This is a genomic window from Syntrophotalea carbinolica DSM 2380 (genome assembly GCF_000012885.1).
Taxonomy (GTDB): Bacteria; Desulfobacterota; Desulfuromonadia; order Desulfuromonadales; family Syntrophotaleaceae; genus Syntrophotalea; species Syntrophotalea carbinolica.
Genome location: NC_007498.2, coordinates 488,454 through 512,394, shown reverse-complemented (window position 1 = coordinate 512,394; position 23,941 = coordinate 488,454). Strand labels below are relative to the sequence as shown.

The 23,941-nt window shown below is 57.6% G+C and carries 21 protein-coding genes; 16 read left to right on the top strand and 5 right to left on the bottom strand.

Annotated elements, in window-relative coordinates:
- Positions 1-27: 27 nt before the first annotated feature.
- From PCAR_RS02770 to ald, 3 genes are all read left to right on the top strand, one after another.
- The gene (locus tag PCAR_RS02770; RefSeq protein WP_011340100.1) at positions 28-1,131 is read left to right on the top strand and encodes a restriction endonuclease, SacI family; all 1,104 of its coding nucleotides are present in this window, start codon (positions 28-30) and stop codon (positions 1,129-1,131) included.
- Positions 1,132-1,785: 654 nt separating this feature from the next.
- Positions 1,786-3,390 carry a phosphoglycerate dehydrogenase gene (gene serA, locus PCAR_RS02760; RefSeq protein WP_011340099.1) on the top strand — a complete coding sequence of 535 codons (1,605 nt, stop codon included), beginning with the start codon at positions 1,786-1,788 and terminating at the stop codon, positions 3,388-3,390.
- A 70-nt stretch (positions 3,391-3,460) separates the two neighbouring features.
- Entirely contained in the window at positions 3,461-4,567 is a 1,107-nt protein-coding gene (gene ald, locus PCAR_RS02755) for an alanine dehydrogenase (RefSeq protein WP_011340098.1), read from the top strand.
- Between the two features lie 140 nt (positions 4,568-4,707).
- On the opposite strand, the gene nudC is transcribed toward ald, so the two are convergent.
- From nudC to PCAR_RS02740, 3 genes are read right to left on the bottom strand one after another with little or no spacing between them, the layout of a single operon-like run.
- Positions 4,708-5,577, bottom strand: a complete 870-nt coding sequence (gene nudC / locus PCAR_RS02750) for an NAD(+) diphosphatase (protein WP_011340097.1) — start codon at positions 5,575-5,577, stop codon at positions 4,708-4,710.
- Between the two features lie 43 nt (positions 5,578-5,620).
- On the bottom strand, positions 5,621-6,136 hold the full coding sequence (locus PCAR_RS02745; protein ID WP_011340096.1) for an NUDIX hydrolase: 516 nt from the start codon (positions 6,134-6,136) through the stop codon (positions 5,621-5,623).
- Positions 6,126-7,016, bottom strand: a complete 891-nt coding sequence (locus tag PCAR_RS02740; protein WP_011340095.1) for a diacylglycerol/lipid kinase family protein — start codon at positions 7,014-7,016, stop codon at positions 6,126-6,128. Before PCAR_RS02740 ends, PCAR_RS02745 begins: the two co-directional genes overlap by 11 nt.
- 322 nt (positions 7,017-7,338) lie before the next feature.
- On the opposite strand from PCAR_RS02740, the gene PCAR_RS02735 reads away from it, so the two are divergent.
- Positions 7,339-7,986 (top strand): metallophosphoesterase family protein, encoded by a 648-nt coding sequence (locus tag PCAR_RS02735; protein WP_011340094.1) that lies wholly within the window; start codon positions 7,339-7,341, stop codon positions 7,984-7,986.
- Here the strand turns inward: PCAR_RS02735 and PCAR_RS02730 are convergent.
- Positions 7,983-9,203, bottom strand: coding sequence for a peptidase U32 family protein (locus tag PCAR_RS02730; RefSeq protein ID WP_011340093.1), 1,221 nt, complete (start codon positions 9,201-9,203; stop codon positions 7,983-7,985). The two genes, PCAR_RS02735 and PCAR_RS02730, sit on opposite strands and share 4 nt — an antisense overlap.
- A 384-nt stretch (positions 9,204-9,587) precedes the next feature.
- Here PCAR_RS02730 and ybgF point away from each other — a divergent pair, with 384 nt between their 5' ends.
- The 12 genes from ybgF (at position 9,588) to PCAR_RS02670 (ending at position 22,960) form a co-directional block, all read left to right on the top strand.
- Positions 9,588-10,256, top strand: coding sequence for a tol-pal system protein YbgF (ybgF, locus tag PCAR_RS17620; RefSeq protein WP_011340092.1), 669 nt, complete (start codon positions 9,588-9,590; stop codon positions 10,254-10,256).
- 77 nt (positions 10,257-10,333) lie between these two features.
- Complete coding sequence (locus PCAR_RS02720; RefSeq protein WP_011340091.1) at positions 10,334-11,335, top strand: LysM peptidoglycan-binding domain-containing protein; 1,002 nt, start codon at positions 10,334-10,336, stop codon at positions 11,333-11,335.
- A gap of 85 nt (positions 11,336-11,420) precedes the next feature.
- Complete coding sequence (gene dprA, locus PCAR_RS02715) at positions 11,421-12,521, top strand: DNA-processing protein DprA (RefSeq protein ID WP_011340090.1); 1,101 nt, start codon at positions 11,421-11,423, stop codon at positions 12,519-12,521.
- Positions 12,522-12,535: 14 nt separating this feature from the next.
- Positions 12,536-13,021: a DUF494 domain-containing protein gene (locus tag PCAR_RS02710; RefSeq protein WP_011340089.1), complete on the top strand. Its 486-nt coding sequence runs from the start codon at positions 12,536-12,538 to the stop codon at positions 13,019-13,021.
- A gap of 103 nt (positions 13,022-13,124) precedes the next feature.
- Complete coding sequence (gene topA, locus PCAR_RS02705; RefSeq protein WP_011340088.1) at positions 13,125-15,650, top strand: type I DNA topoisomerase; 2,526 nt, start codon at positions 13,125-13,127, stop codon at positions 15,648-15,650.
- A gap of 106 nt (positions 15,651-15,756) precedes the next feature.
- Positions 15,757-17,136 carry a methylenetetrahydrofolate--tRNA-(uracil(54)-C(5))-methyltransferase (FADH(2)-oxidizing) TrmFO gene (trmFO, locus tag PCAR_RS02700; protein WP_011340087.1) on the top strand — a complete coding sequence of 460 codons (1,380 nt, stop codon included), beginning with the start codon at positions 15,757-15,759 and terminating at the stop codon, positions 17,134-17,136.
- Positions 17,126-17,788, top strand: a complete 663-nt coding sequence (locus PCAR_RS02695; protein WP_011340086.1) for a Maf family protein — start codon at positions 17,126-17,128, stop codon at positions 17,786-17,788. Before trmFO ends, PCAR_RS02695 begins: the two co-directional genes overlap by 11 nt.
- Positions 17,789-17,838: 50 nt before the next feature.
- On the top strand, positions 17,839-18,525 hold the full coding sequence (locus tag PCAR_RS02690; protein WP_011340085.1) for a YggS family pyridoxal phosphate-dependent enzyme: 687 nt from the start codon (positions 17,839-17,841) through the stop codon (positions 18,523-18,525).
- 9 nt (positions 18,526-18,534) lie between these two features.
- Positions 18,535-19,941, top strand: a complete 1,407-nt coding sequence (locus tag PCAR_RS02685) for a sodium-dependent transporter (protein ID WP_011340084.1) — start codon at positions 18,535-18,537, stop codon at positions 19,939-19,941.
- A gap of 15 nt (positions 19,942-19,956) precedes the next feature.
- Positions 19,957-20,586 (top strand): HAD family hydrolase, encoded by a 630-nt coding sequence (locus tag PCAR_RS02680; protein ID WP_011340083.1) that lies wholly within the window; start codon positions 19,957-19,959, stop codon positions 20,584-20,586.
- Positions 20,587-20,734: 148 nt separating this feature from the next.
- Positions 20,735-22,018, top strand: a complete 1,284-nt coding sequence (locus tag PCAR_RS02675; RefSeq protein WP_011340082.1) for a hypothetical protein — start codon at positions 20,735-20,737, stop codon at positions 22,016-22,018.
- A 564-nt stretch (positions 22,019-22,582) separates the two neighbouring features.
- Positions 22,583-22,960 carry a hypothetical protein gene (locus PCAR_RS02670; RefSeq protein ID WP_011340080.1) on the top strand — a complete coding sequence of 126 codons (378 nt, stop codon included), beginning with the start codon at positions 22,583-22,585 and terminating at the stop codon, positions 22,958-22,960.
- Positions 22,961-23,057: 97 nt separating this feature from the next.
- Here PCAR_RS02670 and proC read toward each other — a convergent pair whose 3' ends face one another.
- On the bottom strand, positions 23,058-23,870 hold the full coding sequence (gene proC / locus PCAR_RS02665) for a pyrroline-5-carboxylate reductase (protein ID WP_011340079.1): 813 nt from the start codon (positions 23,868-23,870) through the stop codon (positions 23,058-23,060).
- Positions 23,871-23,941: the final 71 nt, after the last annotated feature.

Below are 23,941 nucleotides of genomic sequence, written 5' to 3'. Positions count from 1 at the left end.
CCATGTTTGTAAGGGAATTTAGATCTAATGTCTATTACTATTAATCACAGTGATGCTTGCAAAATTCTTCATGAGGAATTCGAGCGGACATCATCTGAACCTGAAGATGATTTAGAGGCCCAATGGAGAATTCGAGTCAAAAGGCTTTCTGAACTTTGTCCGTACCGTAAAAGCGCTACATTTATTGCGGCACTTGGAACAGCAATACTTGCAAAGTCTGTCAATTCCAAAGTCGATGTTTTTTGTATACTTGAAAGGGATGGTGGCGATACAAGTTATTCGGCAAGATCTTTGGCTGATAAGGTTTGGGCCAAGGAAAGAGCATATTTGGAAATTAACTTAGGTGCTAACAGAGCCAACCCTTTAAACAATGTTCCATTTATTGGGAGAGCAAGAATCGACGGGATTGAAAACGTTCGTAACAAAGAGGGATATGAATACCTTTGTGAATGCCTTAACGCCCTATCTGAAATAAAGCAAGAAGTGCTAGCAAGGACAGTCTTGCGAGCTTTTATAGCTTCACAAAAGGAAACAGATGTACGGACTTTTGAAGTTGGAAAGGAAGCTGGAGATTACCTAGTCATTCAGTCTTTGAGTGAGATCATTGATAGATTTGTTTGCATTGATAGTGAAGATGGACGTCGTGCTCAAGCTTCGGCAGCTGGTCTCCTTGTAACAGCTTTTGGAAAAGAGAACATTGAAGTCGGTCATGTTAATGACCCAGATAGAAACTTTCCTTTAGATATCGGCGTCTATAATTCCGCAGAAGAAGGTTCATTTCATTCTGCTATTGAAGTTAAAGATAAAAAAATTGAAGGGTCTGACCTCTTGGCAAGCATAGACAAGGCATGCGAGATGAAGATCTTTAATGTACTGTATTTAGCCATTGCTAAAACACAGACTCCATTCAACCTAGAAAGAGAGTATGTCTATGCCAGAAATAAGGGGTGTAGGCTTATCGTTTTCTTTTGTTGGCAGGAGTTTTGTAAAGCCTGTTTTGCAGTTTCCGATGTGGTTGGAGCCAGTGCTTTCGGATTTGCCTACAGAGCTATTGGCGAACAGCTTATCGAACTTGGCGTCTCTCAAGAAGGGATAGATTTGTGGGCGGAATGGCAATCTGAAGCTAAGTAATTGTACAATTATTTGAAAGAACTGTACCCCAAACTGTACCCTATTTTCTTGACGACATGGCCAATTTTGGCAAAATGGTAACGTCCCTTCGGGACAAACAACTCAACAGGGCTGATATTCCAATTCCGACTGAGACAAAACAGCAGGTCCTTTTTCTGTTTGGGGCTGTTTCCCGTTTTTACGGCCTGCAATTTTCCTGTCAACAATCCTTAACCGGCCATATCGCTTCAAAGCACCCCCAAGGGCCGGCCCGCTCCTGCGATTCACCATCTGTACCTAAACAAACTATATTTCCATACTAGCCGACTCCGGCCTGCGACAACGGCAACCAACGGGTATCCACAGGGGAAGCTTCGGTGCGTCAATGCAAACGAGCGTAAACGAAGCGGCACCCCCGAAAAGACCATTTTATTTTCGAACTTTGGCGTAAACGCCTGCCTGGAGGACAAATTTACTGGAAAAAATTATCTGCGTTTTATATGATAACGAGGCTTTTCGAATCCTGAAAATGGCCAGCATTTACGCCATGATGGCGATACCCGGTCAGCCGGGCCTCACCCATTTACCCGACCTCGGGACAACATCCTCCGGACATCCGACACATGTCCCCCTCCACCCCCGGTCAGATAGTTACTTGAACGCAAAGGAGCGACAATGAAAATTCTGGTTGCGGAAAAAATTGCCAAAGAGGGGCTACTGATTCTTGAAAAAGAACCCCTCGCCGAGCTGGACGTCAAAACCGACATGAGTCGCGAAGAGTTGCTGGGCATTATCGGCAACTACGACGCGCTGGTGATTCGCAGCGCCACCAAGGCGGACCGCGAACTGCTCGATGCCGGCGAGAACCTTAAGGTCGTTGCCCGAGCAGGCGTGGGGCTTGACAACGTCGACCTCAAAGCGGCCAGCGAAAAGGGCATCATCGTCTGCAACGCTCCCTTCGGCAATATCAACAGCGTCATTGAACATGCCATGGCGCTCATCCTGGCAGCCTGCCGCAAACTGGTCAAAGCCGACAACAGCATCAAAAGCGGCGAGTGGAACCGTTCCATCAAAGCCATGGAACTCAAAGACAAGGTTGTCGGCGTCGTCGGCCTCAATAAAATCGGTGGCGGCGTCGTCACCCGGCTCAAAGCTTTCGGCTGCGAGGTCATCGGCTGCGACCCCTATATTTCCGAAAAACGTGTTCAGGACCTGGGTATTCGTCTTGTCTCTCTCGATGAGTTGCTCGCCAGTTCGGACGTCATCAGCCTGCATGTCCCGCTGAACGATGAAACCCGCAACCTCATCGACGCTCCCCAGCTCGCACAGATGAAAGACAACGTTATTCTGGTCAATACCGCCCGCGGCGGGATCATCAACGAGCAGGCCTTATTAAACGCACTGGAGAGCGGTAAAATCGGCGCGGCCTGTGTTGACGTCTGGAGCGAGGAACCGCCCAAAAGCGACCACATCAAGCAACTCATCGCCCATGAACGTACCATCGCCATTCCTCACCTGGGCGCATCGAGTGTCGAGGCGCAGATCAACGTTTCCATTGACGTCGCCAAAGATATCGTCCGTTTCGCCAACGAACAGCCCTTGGAATACGCAGCCAATATCCCGCGTTTCGACAGTTCGATGATGGACCAGATGCGGCCGTTTTTACGCCTGGTGAATATTATGGCGGACTTCGTCTCGCAACTGGCCGATTCCAACCTGAACAAGATCACCTTCACCTATCAGGGCGATGTGGCCGACTACTGCTGCACACCGATTAGCGTCTGCGGACTGGCCGCCCTTCTCGATAACAAGGTGGAGCAGGATGTCAACATGGTCAACGCTTCCCTTATTGCCGAGAACATGGGAATCACCATCGAAGAGATTAAAAACGCCGAACCGGCGGCTTTTGCCAATACCGTAACCATCGGCATCGAAGGTCCCGGCCTGCGACGCACCATTGTCGGGACCCACTTCGAGGGACAGCCCCGCATTGTACGCCTGCGCGACTACCAGGTCGACTTCGCCCCCGAAGAACACATGCTGGTCATCACATACCGGGATCAACCGGGCATGATCGGCAAAATCGGCCAGATCCTGGGCGAGCACGACATCAATATCGCAGCCATGAACCTCGGGCGCCAGGAAAAGCTGGGCGAAGCCATGGTCATCCTGTCCCTCGACTCAGCGGTAGCATCGCATGTGGTGGCGGAGATCGGCTCCGTGGTCGATGCCACGTTCATCAAATACCTGCACCTGATCAAAGCACGCCCCGAGCAATAATGCCATGCCTATGGGGCCGGTGCTTGCCACCGGCCCTTTTGAAAACAACCTTCTGGCTGTTGGATGGATTATGATTATCGGAGTTCCCAAAGAGATCAAAACCCGCGAATACCGGGTCGCCATGACACCGGCAGGGGTACGTGCCCTTACCGAAGACGGCCACACCGTACTGGTGGAGCGCGAAGCCGGGATCGGCAGTGGTCTGAGCGATGAACAATATCGCCAGGCAGGGGCCCGTCTGGTGGATGCACCGGACAGTGTCTACGCAGAAGCGGAGCTCGTTGTTAAAGTCAAGGAACCGCTGCCCGCCGAATACGATTTACTGCATGCCAACCAACAGCTATTCACCTTTTTACACCTGGCGGCCGCTCCTGACTTGACGGTCTCCCTGCTCAATAACCGGGTCACTGCAATCGCCTATGAAACCATCCAACTGGCGGATGGCAGTCTGCCCCTGCTGCAACCGATGAGCGAAGTTGCCGGACGCATGGCCGTGCAGATCGGCGCACATTTTCTACAAAAGGAATGTGGCGGCAAAGGAGTGCTGTTGGCGGGAGCACCGGGCGTACGTCCCGGCCGGGTGGTGGTACTGGGCGCCGGCACCGGCGGCAGTAACGCCGTGCGCATTGCTGTGGGCATGGGCGCCGACGTCACCGTATTCGACATCGAACCGACCCGCCTGGCAGCGCTTGACGATCATTACGGCAACCATATCCACACCCTGATGTCCAATACCCAGAATATCGAGGAGGAAGTCAGTCGGGCGGATCTGGTCGTCGGGGCCGTCTTGATTCCGGGGGCCCGGGCACCGCACCTGGTATCGGAGGAAATGGTAAAAAGGATGGAGCCCGGCAGCGTGATCGTCGACCTGGCCGTCGATCAGGGCGGCTGCATCGAAACGGTACGTCCCACAACGCATGATGACCCGATACACGAAAGGTTCGGGATTTTACACTACGGCGTGGCCAACATGCCCGGAGCGGTCAGCCGCACCAGCACCTTCGCCCTGACCAACAGCACCCTGGTATATATCCGAAAAATCGCCAATCAGGGACTGCAAAGCGCCATGAGCGAAGATCCCTCCCTGGCCAAGGGACTCAACACCCACCAGGGGCGGTTGCATAACAGGGCTGTCGCCGAAGCGCTGGAACTGCCTTTTACGCCTTTGCCTTTCTGAAGCCCGCCTTTGCGTGTCACGCAGAGCTGCCGAAACAAAAACAAAAAACACAACTTCATCTCACGCAAAGCCGCAAAGCCACCAAGAAAGGCAACAACCTTATCTAAGACGTCCTTTCCCCTTGCGACCTTTTTCGGCGGCTAGATGTGCAGGTAATGGTCAAGAATATACCGTGAGATACTGCGCAGCGGAGGCATCTTCGGCAGGGCATCGACAGAGAACCAGCGGGCATCGGCCAGCTCACCGTAATCGACCACCAGCTCCCCGCCGTCATAATCGGCGACAAACCCTCCCATCAGCTGACTCGGAAAAGGCCAGCACTGGCTGCCGACATACCGCAGGTTTTTGACCCGCACCCCGGTCTCCTCGGTGATTTCGCGAACCGCCGCCTCTTCAAGACATTCACCGAAATTGACAAACCCGGCCACCAGGCTGTAATGCCCGTCAGGCCACTCGGCCTTACGGGTCAAAAGCACTTCACCGGGGCGCCGCACCAGAGTAATGGCACAGGGGTGAATATGCGGGAAGTGCACCGCCGCACAACCGGAACAGAGCTTGCCCCATTCATTGGGCAGACGCCCCATCGGGCTGCCGCAGCGACTGCAAACCTGGCTGTTGATTTCCCAATGCCGAATCTGATGGGCCAGACCTCCGAGCGACAGCAGCTGGATGGGGATGGATGTACCCCAGTCACGCAGCTGGCAAGGCTCCAGGCCATTGGCTACAGGCTGTTGCTCCGGCCATGGCAACAATCGGCAAGGCGAGCCCTCCCAGGTGCCGATATACAAGGCCTCGCCCCCGACCGGCCAGTCAGCCCGGCGACGGCCATGGGGAAGCTGCACGCCGGCTGAGCCGTTTTGCAGCAGCAACTCGGTGCCACGCAGCAATATCCAGTAGCCGACACCACCGGGATCATGGTCCGGCGGCCCCTGGCGAAAGTATTTTTGCAGGCAATCGTTGTTAAAAGGCAGATGTAACGGCGAAGAGAAATAGCTATCCAAAAGGTTCACAATCAGACTCCGAATCCAAACCAAAACATTTCATGCCGCCTTTTCAACGGCGTCTATCAGCCAAAAGCAGTGCCAGCTGGGTTTTTGCGTCCACGATTTCCCCCCTGTCCAGCAACTCCAGTGCCTCGGCCAGGGGCATGGTGACCGGCTCGATAAACTCATCGGATTCCAGCGCACGGGGGACGACTGTCAACTCCGTGGCAAGAAACAGAAAGACCCGCTCGTCGCAAAAGCCAACCGCCGAAAACATGTCGGCAAGCGGTTTCAGCGTACCCGGGCAATAGCCGATCTCTTCCTGAAGCTCGCGCCGTATGCACTCGGCAGGATCTTCATCCGGCTCCAGACGACCGGCGGGGATTTCCCAGATCATGCCGCCCGCCGCCGGCCGGAATTGACGGATGAGGATCACACGCCCGTCATCCAATACCGGCAGCGCCGCCGCGCCGCCGGGATGGCGAACCATCTCGTAGGTCGCCTCGCGTCCATCAGGCAGGGCATGTTCCTCCAGCGCAACGGAAATGATACGGCCCTGAAATATATCCTTGCACCTAGCACTCATGAGCGGCATCCTCGTTTACCGGCAGCACCATCTGCAAGTCGCCGAAACGGGCGCGAAAAACACGGGGCAACTCTCCCAGATAATCGCCGTCAACCTGCACCGGAGCCCTATCTCCGCGAACGGTGATCTCGCGGGCCTTGAGCTGCACCACCTCCTCCGCAAGCAAGGGATGTCCGGCGGCGATCTTACTCACGGTGCGCAACATACCCAAACGGGAATCGGATCGCAACAGACAGACATGCAGGGCATCTGCATACAAGGAAGCTCCGGGCGACACGACAAACCGGCCGCCGTAAAGGCGGCAATTGCTGACAATCACCCCGTAGGCCTGCCGGCGCATGCCGGTCTCCGTTGTCACCTCCAACGGCCTGGGGCGATAGCGCAGCAAACTTGCCAGGCCGCTGATAAGGTAGGCCAGCTTCCCCACATAGCGCTTGAGACGCAGATTAACCCTGCGCACCACCTCGGCATCGAAACCGATGCCGGCCATAAGCAAAAAATGCTCTCCGTCGGATTGCCCCAGACATACCCTGCGGGGTTCTCCGTCCATCACCAGGGCACAGGCTTTCTCCAGGTCCAGGGGGATCCCCGTTTCCAGGGCAAAAACATTGGTGGTCCCCAGCGGAATAAAAGCCAGGGGCGTATCGCTCGGCGTCAGGCCGTTGATGACCTCATTAAGCGTACCGTCACCGCCAGCCGCCACAATCCGGTCAAAACCGGCATCACGGGCATCGGCCGCCGCCTTTCTGGCATCGCCGCGCGCACCGGTTAAAACCAGCTTTACCGCGGCACCCCGAGCTTGCAACGAGGTCACCACCCGATCGATTTTGCATCGGGCACGGCCACCGGCCACCGGGTTGGCTATCAGCATGATCTTCATATCATTCCTCGGTCAAATCGGGCAAACAGTGTCAGGGCGCCGTCGGCAAACCAAGACGGCGAGCCCGCAACGGCAATATGCCGGTTTGGACAAACCGGCTTGCGCGCGTTTCACAGGGAGGAAGCCTAACATACCCAACAGCGTTTCAGATATACATAATTTTTTGCCACAGGCGCATCCCGGGCCAGCAAAGCGGAAAGGCAGCGTAAAGTGCAAGCACGGGATCCTTGCGCGGAGTTGCCGCAAGATCCGGCTGGCGTTACGATAGGGGTAAGCTCGTTTTTATCCGGTGCTCGGGGAAACACCGGCAAGGAGTCAAGTCATGTCACGGCGCGGAAGACTGTTGGCCATCGGCGACATTCACGGCTGCCACCGGGCCCTGCGAAGCCTGCTCGCACGCCTGTCGCCGAACCGCGGCGACCGTATGGTCTTTCTCGGCGACTACATCGACCGGGGACCGGATCCGCGCGGCGTGATCGACACCTTGCTGGCCGTGCGCAGACGCGTAATGCGATGTACCTTTTTGATGGGCAACCATGAGCGCATGCTGCTCGACGTACTGGAAGGCCGCAACCTGCCCCTTTATCTGGCCAACGGCGGGCTGGTCACCTTGCTCGCCTACATGACCGAAGGTCAGCTGCGATTACCCGCCTCGCACCGGCGATTCTTCAACGGTTTGCAACGCTTCCATGCCACAGGCAGCCATATTTTCGTGCATGCGGGCCTGCGCCCCGACTGCCCCCTGAGCCAACAGACAGAAGAGGACCTGCTGTGGATCCGGGACGCATTCCTTGCTTCGGATGCCGACTGGGGAAAAACGGTGGTGTTCGGCCACACCCCCATGCGCAAACCGCTGCTACAACCGCGGCGCATCGGGCTGGATACGGGAGCGGTTTATGGCGGTGTGCTGACCGCCTGCGACCTGCATACGCGTCGACTCTGGCAGGCGCGCGAACCCAATCGGGACTAGTCCTGCGACCGTTTGCGGCGCAACAGATCGCCGACCTTTGCCCCGGCAGGCAAAGGCAGCTGCACCCGCGCATTGGGCTGCACCACCGACAACGGCGAACCGTCTTCAGCCGTGGGTTCCTGCACCTCGAAACGGGCCAGGCGCATACCCGGTCCGATCAGCTCCAGAGTTTCTCCGGGAAAAAAGCGATTACGCCCGAGGATCTCCCCCCGACCATCACCGACGATGCCGACAACCTCACCGACAAAATCGTAACAACGGATATAACCGCCGTGATCCGGCTCTAATTGGGGATCGTCCTTACCGAGGAGAAACCCGGTGCTGTACGGCCGATGGCTGACGCTCTCCAACTCCTCCCGCCAACTCGGCAGGCAACGCCAGTCTCCGGGGTTTTCCAGATACCGATCCAGGGCCTCCCGGTAAACACGCGTTACCACCGCGGTGTAATAGCGGCTTTTCATGCGCCCCTCGATCTTGAGACTGTCGACTCCGGCCTCGACCAATAGCGGCAATTGTTCCAGCAGACACAAATCGCGGCTGTTCAGCAGGTAACTGCCCCGTGCATCTTCGGCAATGGGAAAATATTGACCCGGACGGGTCTTTTCCGTCAGCGCGTAATCCCACCTGCAGGGCTGAGTGCACAACCCCCGGTTGGCATTGCGTCCGGTAAGAGCCGCCGACAGAAGACAGCGACCGGAATAAGCCACGCACATGGCACCGTGAACAAAAACCTCCAACTCCGTATCGGTGGCGGCCCGGATAGAACGGATATCCTCCAGACTCAACTCGCGGGCCAGATTGACGCGCCGCACACCGAGCCCCGCCCAGAAACGGACAGCTTCGGCATTGGTGGTATTGGCCTGAGTGGAGAGGTGGATCTCCCGCCCTGGATCAACCCTTCGTACCAGGGCAAACACTCCCGGATCGGCAACGATGTAGGCATCCAGCTCCAGGGACCGCAATTGTTCCACATAAGCGGCGAAGGCGTCCGTTTCGCCCGGCAGCAGATAGGCATTCAACGTCAGATACAGACGCCGATTCAGGCGCAGGGTCAAGTCCCTGGCCCGAGCCAGTTGCTCAAGGGTGAAATTATCCGCCTGTGCCCGCAAGCCGAAATATTCCCCTCCCGCATAAACAGCATCGGCGCCGTACATCAAGGCCGTTTCGAGTTTTTCCAGATTTCCGGCAGGCGCCAGCAATTCAGGCTGCGATATCATGATGATTCTCTTTTCTTCCTTATTCTAAATAGTGACTGTCGGCATAAACAGCCCGGACAGCGTAACCGGCCAGTTGCCATTTTCCGGAGGACCGGCAAACGCTGAATCGACCCTTTTTCATCCCGGCATCAGCCGTGCCCGACAAACGTCCGGGCGGACAACGGCCATGCATACCCTGCGGGTATGGCATCCCATGTCGGACGGCCGACGGAATCAACACATTAGCACGAAATGAGGGCCGGGCAAAACCGCTTCACAGCCCGGCGCAATAAAACCTTTCCCCTTGACAAGGCCCTAAAAAGCCTATACTTTTTTAACAATTCTTCACTTTACCCGACCCCTTTTATGCGGCTTCCGGTTTTTCCGCGAGCCGGGGATGTTATCATGACACGTTTTTACCTTTTTTTCGTCCTTTCCAGCCTCCTGCTTTCAGGATGTGCCATGACCTCACCCGGCACCCGCCCCGGCACCGCCCCGGGAGGGACGGCCCTTAGATCGACGATCGAGGCCCAGCGCCAGGAGATTGAGCAATTGAGCATGCGGCTGGACACCCTTGAACAAAATCTGGCCGGGCAGCAAAAGCAGCTGGCAGCGCTACAGGCAGCTGCGGCGGCACAAAAAGTCACCTACACCGGGGAAAACACCATCTCTGCGGGACATACCACGGGCACCGGAGCCGATCAGACTCCCGCCTCTGCAACCAAAATCTACCTGAAGGCATTCGGCGATTACGCTTCCGGCCGTTATCACCAAGGCATAAAAGGCTTTGAAAGCTTTTTGGATCATTTCCCAGCCAACAATTATGCCGGCAATGCTCAATTTTGGCTCGGAGAATGCTACTACAACCTGGGACAATACGATCGCGCCGTCCAGGAGTTTCAAAAAGTTGTCGATAATTACCCGCTCAGCGGCAAAGCACCGGAGGCCCTGCTGCGCATGGCACCGGCCTTGCGCCAGCTTAATCAGTATGAAAAGGCACGCCAGGCCCTGCAGGCGCTGCAACAGCGTTACCCAAACAGCGCTGCAGCGCGCAAAGCCATGATCGAGCCCTGACAAGATCATCATATTAATCGTTCGGGTGGAGAACCTTGACCGGTTTCACCTGACTGCCATCTCACGGGGGACATTCCATGAAAACCATCTGCAAAGCACTGGCGGTCTTGTGCCTGCTGTTCCCGCTTGCAGCTACAGCACAAACACCGGAGCCAATCTACACCATTAAAAAAGGCGACACCCTGTGGGGCATCTCCGAAAAATTCATCAAAGACCCCTACTACTGGCCCAATCTGTGGGCCAATAATCCCTTTATCACCAACCCCCACTTCATCTATCCGGGGCAGCAGGTCGCCATTCGCGACGGACGGCTGGTGTTGCTGCCGGGGCACGCCGAGGAGACAACCGCGCCGCCCGCAGACACCGCGTCTGAGAGCCTGCCGATCGAGCCGACGGAGGAAATCACCGTCAAAGGCGTGGCCGGAAACGAAGGTTTCGTCACCCTCGATGCTCTGGAACAGGCCGGAACCCTGGTCGATGCCACCGACGACCGCATTATGCTCGGCAAACACGATCAGGTATTTGTAAAAATCAATACTCCCGATGTACAGCTCGGCGCTGTCTACTCCCTGGTCGACCTGGGAGAAAAGATCAAACATCCCGTCAGCAACAAGGTTCTCGGCCACCGGGTCAGTTTCCTCGGAACTGCCGAAATCATCGACATCTCCCCTTCGGTCGCCACCGCTGTCATTCGAAGCTCCGTCAAAGAGATCACCCGCGGTGCCCTCCTGCTGCCTCTGCAGCCGGCCAATCGTGAAATCGTGCTGAAAAAAGCCACCGCCCCCCTGCTGGGGAGCGTCATCGCCAACAGCCGGGAAAAACTCGCATTGAGCCAGCACGATGTGATTTATCTCGACCTTGGCGACGAAGACGGTTTGCAGGTCGGCAACATGGTATACCTGTCCCGTCCCCGCGAAACCACTCACCGGGTATTGCCCGACCATGACGTGGAATTGCCGGACGAACTGCTGGGCGCCGCCGTGGTACTGAGTACGCAACCGCGAACCTCAACGGCCCTGATCCTCAAATCGGTCAACCCCATTTATGCCGGCGACCGGGTTTCCACTCCCGACGAGTAGCACGGCACCTGCGAATCTTGGATAAAGAAAAAGGGATTGAAGCGATTCAATCCCTTTTTTTCTGGGGAAAGGGAGTTTAGCCATCATGACACCCAAAGAACAGGCGTGGTTGCGGCTGCATCTGACCCCGGGACTGGGGCGCGCCGGTATCATCCGCCTGATGGAAGCATTCGGTTCGCCCGAAGCCGCCCTTATCGCCAGTCCCCGGGAATGGCAAAAACGCGCCAGGATCCGCGCCGCCGTAGCCGAGGCGCTGCCGGCAGAAAACTCTCCCCTGTATCTGCAGACCCTTGAGGAATTAACGCAGCTGGAAGTCGGCATCCTGTCGCTGTGGGATGAAAAGCGCTACCCTGCCTTGCTTCGCACCATCTACGACCCGCCCGCCCTGCTCTATATCCGGGGAACCCTGACCGAACAACCCGGTCTTGCCGTCGTGGGTGCGCGAAAAGCCACCGTCGCCGCCCGCCAGAACACGCACCATCTATGTCGCCAGCTTGCCGCCCAAGGCATCGCGATTGTCAGCGGACTGGCCCGCGGCATCGATCGGTCCGCTCACGAAGGGGCCCTGGCCGCTGGCGGTCACACCGTAGCCGTCCTCGGTTGCGGCATAGATCGCATCTATCCGGCGGAAAACAAGCAGCTTTTCAACGACATATTGGATCAGGGCGGCGCCATCCTGTCGGAATACCCACCTGGAGCACCACCCCTGGCCAGGCATTTCCCGGGACGCAACCGCATTATCAGCGGCATATGTCGCGCAGTGCTGGTGGTTGAAGCGGCGCAGCGCAGCGGTTCTTTGATTACCGCAGAATTCGCCTTGGAACAGGGCCGCGAAGTGTTCGCCCTCCCCGGCCCCATCTGCAATCCCGCCAGTCACGGCACCAATCAACTCCTTAAAGATGGCGCTCACCTGGTTACCGAAGCCGCGGATATCCTGCAAATTTTCATGCCGGGACGATCCGCCCCGGAGTGCGTACCGGCCGACGATGGCATGGTCAAAAAACTCTCCGGCACCGCCCTGAAGGTTTACCAGGCGTTGCAGGACACCCCCTTGCACGTCGACGAGCTGGCCAGGAAATGCGGCTTGACTCCTATGGAGGTTTCCGCTATTTTACTCCACTTAGAACTTGAGGACGGAGCAATTCAGCTACCCGGAATGCGCTTTGTGCGCAAACGGAGCACCTGAATACATGGAGTTTTATGACCGGAAACCCCCTTAAAGAACGGGTGTTGGCCATCGTCAGCATCATCGCCCACTACATCATGGAAGATGGGCAACTGCCGGCCAACGGAGACCTTATCGAGGAACTGCTGTCAGTCGGGTTCGAAGCTGAAGAGATCGATGCGGCTTTCAACTGGATGGAAAACCTGTCCCTGCACCAGAGCACCGATCCCTCTGCCCGCCCCCTGGCCGTCCCCAGCCAACGTATCTTTACAGCCGAAGAAACCCAGGCCATCGCACGCGATGCGCGCGGATTCCTGATGCGCATACGCGAGATGGGTATCATCGACGAAAATATTCTGGAGGAAATCATCCAGAAAGCTTTGCACACCGAAGAAGACGAAATCAGCCTGAAGGATATCAAAACCCTTACAGCCCTGACCCTCTTCTCCCATTCCCATCACGAATGGATGCGCGAAGTCGACTGTTTTATGGATGATGACTGGACTCGGCTTTATCACTGAAACAGAAACAGGCTGCGGTTTCCCTGCAGCCTTTTCATTTCAGGCTGGCTCGGGAACAAAAACATGACCTCCTCAATCGACAGTCCTTTAAATCGAGGCATTCATGGCACAATCCCTGGTAATAGTCGAATCGCCCGCCAAGGCGAAAACCATCGAAAAATTTCTCGGCCCGGGCTATAAGGTCCTGGCTTCCTATGGCCACGTCCGCGCCTTGCCCAGCAAACAGGGCTCGGTCGACGTGGAGCATAATTTTTCCCCCCTTTACCACGTTCTCCCCGAAAGCCAGAAACACATCGAGCTGCTGAAAAAAGAAGCCAAAAAGAGCCGGGAACTGATTCTGGCCACTGACCCCGACCGCGAAGGGGAGGCTATCGCCTGGCACTTGCTGGAGGCTCTCGGGATCGACGAAAACGCAAAAAGCCCTGAGGTCAAACGGGTTACTTTTCACGAAATCACCAAAGGCGCCATCCAGGAAGCCATCTCCAAACCCGGACATATCGCACGGGAGTTGGTCGATGCCCAGCAGGCGCGCTCCATACTCGACTATCTGGTCGGCTTCAATCTGTCGCCCTTTTTGTGGAAAAAGATCCGTTACGGACTGTCCGCCGGACGGGTGCAATCCGTTGCACTGCGCCTGATCTGCGAGCGGGAAAAAGAGATTCAGGCTTTTGAAGCGCGTGAATACTGGACCATCGAAACCCGACTGGCCACGGAGCAGGGCAGCGTGTTTCCAGCCCGGCTGTATGCCGTCGACGGGAACAGTCTCGGCAAGTTCGACATTAACCAGGAAGCGCAGGCCCTGGAACTGGTCAAAGCGATCGGCAGCGAAGCGTTTCAGGTGGAGAAGCTCAAAAAAACCTCCAAAAAACGCAATCCCGCAGCGCCCTTCACCACCAGCACCCTGCAACAGGAAGCCAGTCGCAAACTCGGTTTTTCCGCACGCAAAACCATGACGGTGGCCCAGAAACTGTATGAGGGGATCGATGTCGGCAACGGACTCGAAGGTCTGATCACCTACATGCGTACCGACTCGGTGGCCCTGTCGCAGGTCGCCACCGGTGAAGCTCGCGAACTCATCACCCGCATGTACGGCGAGGACTACGCCCTCGACAAGCCGCGCGTATTTAAAAACAAAGCTAAAAACGCCCAGGAAGCCCATGAGGCGGTGCGACCCACCTCGCTGTCCAACCTGCCGGACCAGATCAAAGCCCATTTGAGCTCCGACCAGTTCAAACTCTACCGGCTGATCTGGCAGCGTACCGTGGCATCGCAGATGGCTACCGCCCAGCTGGAAGCCACCACCGTCGACATCCGCGCCGGCGAACGCTTCGTATTCCGGGCCTCCGGCCAGGTCGTCCGCTTCCCCGGCTTCATGAAGCTGTATATCGAGGACACCGACAAGGACGAGGACCAGGACCGTCAGGAAGAAGGTACCTTGCCGCCACTGGAACAGGAACAGCCCCTGGATTGCCAGGAAGTGCAGCCTTCCCAGCACTTCACCCAGCCCCCGCCTCGCTTTACCGAGGCCAGTCTGGTCAAAACCCTTGAGGAACACGGCATCGGCCGCCCCTCAACCTATGCCTCCATCATCAACACCCTCACCACCCGCAAATACGTGCGTCTGGAAAAACGCGCTTTTTATACCGAAGACGTGGGAATGGTGGTCAACGATTTGCTGGTCAACCACTTCAACAAATACGTCGATTACGATTTTACCGCCCAGTTGGAAGAAGATCTCGACGCCATCTCCCGCGGCGAGCGGGAATGGCAACCGGTACTGAAGGATTTCTGGGAACCGTTCATCTCCCGGCTGAAGGAAAAGGAGACCCAGATCTCCAAGCAGGATGTCACCACGGAAAAGACCGATCGTATCTGCCCCGAGTGCGGCAAGCCCCTGGTCATCAAACTGGGGCGTTCCGGTCGTTTCCTGGCCTGCTCCGGATTCCCGGATTGCCGCTATACCGAGCCGTTGGCCGGACAGGAACGCGAAGAGCCGGTCATGTCCGATCAGACCTGCGAAAAATGCGGCGCCCCCATGCTCATCAAACAGGGGCGCTACGGCAAGTTCCTGGCTTGCTCGGCGTATCCGGAGTGCAAAAACATTCAACCCCTGGTCAAACCCAAGGCCCTCGGTATCACCTGCCCGCAATGCGGCGAAGGCGAACTGATGGAGAAGAAAAGCCGCTATGGCAAAATCTTCTACTCCTGCAACCGTTACCCGAAATGCAAATACGCGCTGTGGGATCTGCCCATTGAAGAGCCTTGCCCCAAATGCAAGTTTCCGCTGGTGGTGGAAAAAACCACCAAACGCCAGGGGACCTTCCGCAAGTGCCCGCAAGAAGATTGCGACTGGACGGTTGTTTTGATTCCGCCTGAGCCCAAGGCCGCAACCAAAAAGACCACAACCCAAAAAACCGCGGCCAAGAAGACCCCGGCGAAAAAAACGGCGGCTAAAAAAACTACGGCAGCGAAACCGGCTGAAAAGAAAACTGCGAGCAAAAAATCCGCAGCGGCAAAACCGGCCGCAAAGAAAACCGCGGCAAAAAAGACCACAACCACCAAGGCGGCCACCCAAAAAGCCGCCCCGAAAAAAACTGCGGCCAAGAAGGCGACCAAGAAAGAAGAGTAAGCATAGCGCCGCAGGTTTTTCAGCGCTCATTCAACAACCTATGTACGACCGGGCCTTGCGGCCCGGTCGTTTGTGTATTCCGGCGTAGAGGCGCCGTAAAGACATCATGAATCCTACACACAGCCAACAGCCCCATCTGACCATCATCGGCGCCGGCCTGGCCGGATGCGAAGCGGCATGGCAAGCTGCCGCCCTTGGGGTGCAGGTGACCCTGCATGAAATGAAACCCACCAGTTTCTCCCCGGCGCACCAAAGTGCGGACCTGGCCGAACTGGTCTGTTCCAACAGTTTGCGCGGAGCCGGCATGAACAATGCCGTCGGTTGCCTAAAAGAAGAATTGCGCCGCTGTGCGACGCTGTTCATGCAGGCCGCCGATGCTACCGCCGTCCCTGCCGGGGGCGCGCTGGCGGTCGATCGCGACGCTTTCTCCCGCTATATTACCGAGCACATCGAACAGCATCCCCTTATCACCCTGCAACGCAACGAACAATGCTCGGTTCCCCCCGAAGGCACGGTCATTATTGCCTCGGGCCCGCTCACCTCCGACGCGCTGGCACCCCATCTGGCGCAGCTGACCGGCAGCCGGCACCTGTACTTTTACGATGCCATCGCCCCTATCATCGAAGCGGACAGCATCGACTTCAGCATCGCCTGGAAAGCCTCGCGTTATGGGCGCGGCGGAGACGACTATATCAACTGCCCGATGTCCCGCGACGAATACATGACCTTTGTCGAAGCCCTCAAAACCGCCGACAAGGTGGCGGGCAAGGACTTTGAAAAAGTTATTCATTTCGAGGGCTGCATGCCCATCGAGGAAATGGCCCGACGCGGCGACATGACGCTGGCCTTCGGCCCCATGAAGCCGGTCGGCCTGCCCGATCCGCGCACCGGTAAAGATCCTTTCGCCGTCGTCCAGCTACGCCAGGACAACCTGCATGCAACCCTGTTTAACATGGTCGGCTTCCAGACCAAGCTCACCTATCCGGAACAGCGGCGTATCTTCCGCACCATTCCGGGACTGCAAGACGCCCGGTTCGCACGTCTGGGCAGCATGCACCGCAACACCTTCATCAACGCTCCGCGTTGCCTGGATCAGCACCTGCGCCTCACATCCGATCCGCGCATGTTTTTCGCCGGCCAGATCACCGGCGTGGAAGGGTACGTCGAATCGGCGGCCTGCGGCTTTCTGGCCGGCCTGTTCGCAGCCGGCCAGTTGACCGACCATGCCGTGCCGCTGCCACCGGCGACCACCGGTCTCGGCGCATTGCTCGGTCATTTGTCGCACTCCAGTCCCGACGACTTTCAGCCGATGAATGTCAATTACGGCCTGTTCCCTCCCCTGGAGGGGCGCAAACGCAAACGATCCGAACGCCGCCTGGCCATGGCAGAGCGGGCCCTGCGGGATCTGGAACCCTGGCGCCAGCGGGTACTCTCCCATATACCTGATCTCAAGCCTTTTCCCGCGGAGGACTCCGATGATGTCTGATCCAAACAATGCTCCTCAGGACCATGATTCCGGCATCGTACTGGCGTCGGCATCGCCGCGGCGCAGTCAGCTGCTTGCCGGGGTAGGAATCGCCTTTGACGTCGTCCCCAGCGACGCACCGGAAGAGAGCGTGCCGGAGGAAACCCCGCAGCAGCACGCCATACGCTTGAGCTTGCTCAAAGCCCGCGAAGTGGCCAATCGCCCGGAGGTAAAAGGCCGCTGGTTCATCGGCAGCGACACCATCGTGGTGCGCGACGCCACCATCCTCGGCAAACCCCGCGACGCCCGTGATGCTGCGGATATGCTCGGCAGCTTGTCCGGGCGCAGCCATTGCGTCATCTCCGGCTATGCCGTCCTCGACCGCATCACGGGAAAGGAAGTGGCCGATGCGGTTACCACGGTGGTCAGGTTCCGAAAGTTGACAGATGAAGAGATTCAGGGGTACATTGCCACCGGTGAGCCCTTCGGCAAAGCTGGAGCATATGCCATTCAGGGCATCGGTGCCTGCATGATCCCCGCGATCGAAGGCAGCTATACCAACGTTGTCGGCTTGCCGCTTTGCGAAGTGGTGGAAACGCTGGAACGACTCGGCGCGGTGCGCCTGTTTGCATCGGACCGTCCCCTTTGCGCCCATCTCGATCCCCCAGCTTAAGACGCATACCGGTTGGAAACCGCAGCAACCGGACACCGGAAGGACTTGTCATGAGCATTCAAACCAACCTGCAGACTATCCGCGAGCGTATGAACGCCGCCTGCCGACGCGTCAACCGCAACCCGGAGGACGTGCAACTCGTAGCCGTATCCAAGACCAAGCCAGCCGACATGATCGAAGCGGCAGCCGCGGCCGGCCAGTCTCTGTTCGGCGAAAATTACGTGCAGGAGTTTCTGACCAAAACCGAGGACGTCACCGTACCGGTTGTATGGCATTTTATCGGCAGCCTGCAATCCAACAAGGTCAAGTACCTGTGCGGCAAAGTCGCCATGATCCATTCCGTCGATCGTCTCTCCCTGGCCAAAGAGATCGACCGCCAGTGGGGCAAATCGGGGGAAACCGCGCAGATCCTTATCCAGGTCAACCTTGGCCAGGAAGAAAGCAAGTCGGGCACCGAGGAGGCCGCCCTCGAGGATCTGGTACGCAAGGTGGCCGCCCTGCCTCACATACGCATTTGTGGTTTGATGGCCCTGCCCCCTTATCTGGACGACCCCGAACAGGTAAGACCTTTTTTCCGCCGCTTGCGGCAACTCGCCGACATGCTGGCCGCCCTGAATATCCCCGGCGTAGAGATGCGGGAGCTGTCCATGGGCATGAGCCACGACTTTGACGTCGCCATTGAGGAGGGAGCCACGCTGGTACGGGTCGGCTCCGCGATTTTCGGTTCCCGTTATTGAGGTTAGACCATGCTTGATTCGTCACGCTCCCGTGCCCAATGGGGCTCACGCATCGGCTTCATCCTGGCGGCCGCCGGCAGTGCCGTCGGTCTCGGCAACATCTGGAAATTCCCTTACATCACCGGCAACAACGGCGGCGGCGCCTTCGTTCTGGTGTACCTGGTCTGCATCGCACTGGTCGGATTGCCGATCATGATTGCGGAGCTGATGATCGGCCGCCACACCCGGCGCGATGCCGTCGGCGCCTTTATCTCCCTGGAGGGCCGGCGCTCCCCCTGGCAGATAGCCGGTTGGGTCAGTATCCTCGCCGCTTTCGTTATCCTGTCCTATTATTCGGTGGTGGCCGGATGGACCCTGGACTTTATCCTGCGGGCGCTGCAAGGAGCCTTTACGACACCGCTTGGGACCAATACCAGCCAGGCCGCCGATCATGTCTCAACGCTGTTCCAGGGACTGATAGACAGCGGTCCGCGGCAACTGATGTGGCACTTTATCTTCATCTCGCTGTGCCTGGGCATCGTCATCGGCGGGGTACAGAAAGGCATCGAGCGGTGGAGTAAAATCCTCATGCCGATCCTGCTGGGGCTGCTGGTTCTGTTGTTTGTCAACGGCATGCTCAGCGACGGCGCGCGGCAGGCGCTGAACTTCATGTTTCGCCCCGACTTTCAAAAACTGAACCCCGGCGCCGTGCTGGAAGCCCTGGGACATGCCTTTTTCACCCTGTCCCTCGGCATGGCGGCCATGATCACCTACGGCTCCTACCTGAGTCGTCAGGACAGCCTTTTCGGCTCCGGCCTGCGCATTGCCCTGCTCGATACCGGCATCGCCCTGATGGCCGGCCTGGCCATTTTTCCCATCGTGTTTTCCGCCGGCATGCAACCCGGTGCCGGACCCGGGCTGGTTTTCCAGACCATTCCTGTGGTTTTTTCCAACCTTCCCGGGGGCAACATCCTGGCCCTGCTATTTTTTCTGTTGCTGGCCTTCGCAGCCTTGACCAGCGCCATCTCGCTGCTTGAATCCCAGGTCGCCTACCTCATCGACGAGCGCGGCTGGGGCCGCAAACAAGCCACCGCTTTCCTGGCCATACTGGCTTTCGTGGTCGGAATTCCATCGGCTCTTTCCAGCAATCTACTGGGACATCTGACGCCCATCGCCGATCTTGGCGTGTTCGATTCCATCGATCTGATCGCGTCCAACTACCTGTTGCCTGTCAGCGGGCTGCTCACCGCTTTGTACGTCGGCTGGTTCTGGAGCGGCCAGGAAGAGAAAGAGGAACTGTTGGCCGGCGGCTCAGGCTGGATCTATCCGACCTGGCATTTTTTGATCCGCTTCGTGGCACCTGTGGCGGTTGGTGTTATCCTTTATAGCAAGATCGAGGAAACGGGCCTGTTTTCATTTTTGGGGAGCATCTTCTGACCGGAGGCATGCGCCATGAGTTTCGACACCCTGTTGTTCGACCTGGACGGAACCCTTATCGACTCGGCTGCCGACCTGGGTACCGCCGTGAATCTGTTGCGCGCCGAGATCGATCTTGCCCCCTTGTCTATCGACCAGGTGCGCACCTATGTCGGCGACGGGGCCACCATGCTGGTGCGTCGGGCACTACCGGAGAAAGCCTTTTCCGAGCAAAAACTTAGGCGTTTCCTCCAGCTGTACGAGGAACACCTGGTGGAAAAAACCGCCACATATCCGGGCATCGACGATTTTCTCATGGCGCAACAGGGTAAAAAAATGGCCGTCATCACCAACAAGCCCTTTGATATTACTATGCGTTTGTTGTATGAATTGGGCCTCACGGCTTTCTTCGGATGCATTATCGGCGCCAACGGCGGGCTACCCAAAAAGCCGGATCCGGCGCCCGTTTTCATGGCCCTGCGCGATCTCCAGTCCGACGCCCATAAAGCCGTCATGATCGGCGACCATCATACGGATCTGCGCGCCGGCCATGCCGCCGGTATCAAAACCTGTTTTTGCGCCTGGGGCATCGGCAGGACCGACGGCTTCCCCTACGACTATCTGGCCGAAACCCCGCAGGATCTGTCGCGCCTGTTTCCCGCCTGATCGGGAAGAACAGCACTCTAATCTTCACTCAACTCCCCAGCCGGCCCGACCCTCCGGCCACGGGCATTGGCGCAAAAAATCCGCCGCCGCACTGCATTCCGGCTGGACTGGCTATATTGTCACCCTTTTCCCGAATTGATCCTTTTTCATGACCGAAACAGCCCCCCTGTCCCTGCGACAGATCTCCCGCTTTTTCTTTCCCCTCATGCTCAATGTGCAGCTGATGAGCTTTTCCCACAATATCATCAACATGGCCCTGGCTCGCCAGAACGATGCCGTGACCAATCTGGCCGCCTTCGCGGTGGCCCTGGCCCTGCATCTGTTCCTCGCCTCGCCGGGTTATCAGAATCACACCATCGCCCTGGCCCTGATTCGCGGAAAACGTTCTTTGCGCAGCGTATCGGTGTTCGTCATCGCCGCATCGAGCGCCATCTCCGTCATGCTGTCCCTCATTGCCTGGACCTCCCTTGGACAAATTGTTTTTGTGCAACTTATCGGCGTATCGCCGCAACTGGCCACCCAGGCCCGTTCAGTTATCGCTATCCTCGCCTTTTTACCGTTTTTCACCGGCCTGCGGGGACTGTGCCAGGGGATCGTGATACGGGCGCGCCATACCGAACTGGTTTCCCTTGCCACCCTGGTGAGGCTTTTTACGTTGGTGATCATTCTGCTGTTGGCCGCCCGACATATACCCGGCCCGCAACTCGGCGCCCTGGGACTGGTCGGCTGCATCGCCGTGGAAAGCCTGTTCATGCTCTGGTTTGCCTGCGCCTGCGGCCTCGGCCCAGCGGGCCCTGCCAAAGAAGAATTCGGCGTACGGGATACGTTCCGATACAGCCTGCCGCTGGCTTTTTCATCGGCCATGCAACAGGTCGTTCCCCTGTTGATCAGCGCCATCATCAGCCGTCTGCCCGACGCCACCCTGGCCCTGGCGGCCCTTGGCGTCATTCGCGGCTTTATCTTTCTGCTGGCAGGGCCGATGCGCAACCTGCAGCAGGCCTATCTGGCCCTGGTGCACACCAGACATGACTACCGCATGCTGATGCGTTTTTTTCGCCTGGTCGCCGCAGGCATGGCAGTGATCATGCTGGCCGTAGCCTATCCCCTCAACCTGCCGGTACTCGGCTGGGGCATGGGGCTGGAAACCGAATTGCGCAACTATATAGCCCTGCCGCTGGCCAGTTGTGCCCTTTTTCCCGTGCTGTACGGCGCGGTCAATCTATGGCGCGGCCTGTTTGCCCAATGTCACAGCACCGGCGTGCTGGGCTGGGCCACTGTCGCCAAGGTCGGTTACCTGGCGCTGGTCTGGCCCCTGGCCACGCTCAGCCCGATTCCCATATCGGGAATCGCTCTGGCGGTTTTCCTGCTGCTGTCGTGCGAATACTGCGAAGCCTGGTATCTGAATCGCCGTCGCCGTCAGCTCAATACCTGATAGCGCCGAAAAAACACCTTGCTAGCGTGGAGCCTCGATCCTACAATAAAACATGGCACAACGGCCAAGGAGAGCCATTAGGCGTTTTCCGAAACGGTTCGAGTAAAAGTTCAACCTTGGCCGTGAGACAGATACTGTGCCATATGGCCCCTTCCGCTTTAGGTTGCAGATGCACCGCGGGCATGTTCAAGGGCGCTTATGTTTTCCATATGGCAGAACCGAATTGCTGCACTTATCATTTATGAGGAAACGGTATGGCGGAAAAGAAACATCCCTGTCCCGATTGTCAGTTTTGCCAATGGTGTTCCGACATACGCTGCTCCGCGTGCCTGGGACGGGGCAGATCCTGCCGAAAGAAGCTCTCCATGGCTGAGCAGATCGAACTCTACGAAAAAACCAATCGCGAGTTCGCCGAAAAGAAAAAACAGCGGGCGACCGGGCAACCATCGCACTGCTGCAAAAAATAGGGCCGTTTCCCGAAGAAACGGCCTTGGCATGTTTTATCCGGGGGCAAAAGCTGGCCCCGGAGTTTCCGATCCCCTTAACTGAACCGAGCCCATCGCTATGACACCACCCAAAGAAGTACCGCCCTACGTTATTTACGGCTTTTTCTTTACCGGCCTGATGTCCTCCATCTGTTTTCGGGTTCTGCCCATCGCCAATCACCTGTGGCCCGAAAGCTTCCGCCCCATCTGGTACGTGGGCGTCATCGGCTACTGCCTGTTTTTCCTTTACCGATACCGGATCACCCTCAAGCGCCGCCGAACCATCATCGGCATGAATCTGCTGTCCAAGCTCAAGGCCGACACCCTCGGCACCGACGATCGCGAGGCCATCCGTTACATCCTCTCCTCACTGACGGTCAGCAAAGAAGGCCTGAACTACCTGATCATCTTCGTCCTGTCGGTGGTGGCCATCGCCGCCGATCTGGCCCTCGGATAATCCGACGGTGTCTGCATATCCGCATAACGACAAAGGCCGATCCTAGGATCGGCCTTTGTCGTAGTTTTGATTCTAAATCCCGCTCAGCGGCATACAACTACCCTTTGCCCAACTCGCGGGATCGCTTCGTGGCCTTCGAAACCGCCTTGATCAGCGCGGCCCGCATGCCTTTTTCCTCCAGCTCCTTGACGGCCGCAATGGTGGTGCCGCCCGGCGAGCAGACCTTATCGCGCAACACCGCCGGGTGCTCGCCGCTTTCTTTCACCAATTGCGCCGTACCGAGAACCGTCTGGGTAGCCAGCGCCAGGGCCGTATCCATAGGCAGGCCTTCGAGTACCCCACCTGCAGCCATGGCCTCGATAACCATGTAGACATAGGCCGGCCCGCTGCCGGATAACCCGGTGACGGCATCGAGCTGCGCCTCGTTGACGACATGCACCGTGCCGACGCCTTCAAACAGATGCACGGCGGTGGCCAGGTCATCCTTGGTCGCATGCTGCCCGGGGCACAACGCCGCTGCCCCTGCGCCGGCCAGAGCGGGGGTGTTGGGCATCACGCGCACCACGCGGGGCGCACCCTCGAAATAACCTTCAAGCGCGCCGGTGGTCACACCCGCGGCAATAGACACCAGAACCTTGCTGTCGTCAAAAGCTTCGGCGATACCCGGCATGGCCATGGGCACGATCTGCGGCTTGATGGCCAGTACGATCAAATCGCTTTGCCGCACCACTTCAGCGCTTTCGCTGCAGCAAATCACCCCGTAGCGTTCCGTCAGCTGGCGGGCACGCGCTTCGTTGGGCTCGGCAACGCGAATTTGCTGCGCCGGTACTGCCGATTTCAGCAATCCCTTGATAAGGGCTTCGCCCATGTTGCCGCCGCCGATAAAACCGATATGGCCTAATTCTGTCATGATAAGGGGATCCTTTCCCGTTGATTATGTTCAAAGCTCAGCGTTGCAGTCGCTAACAAGTAAATACGAAC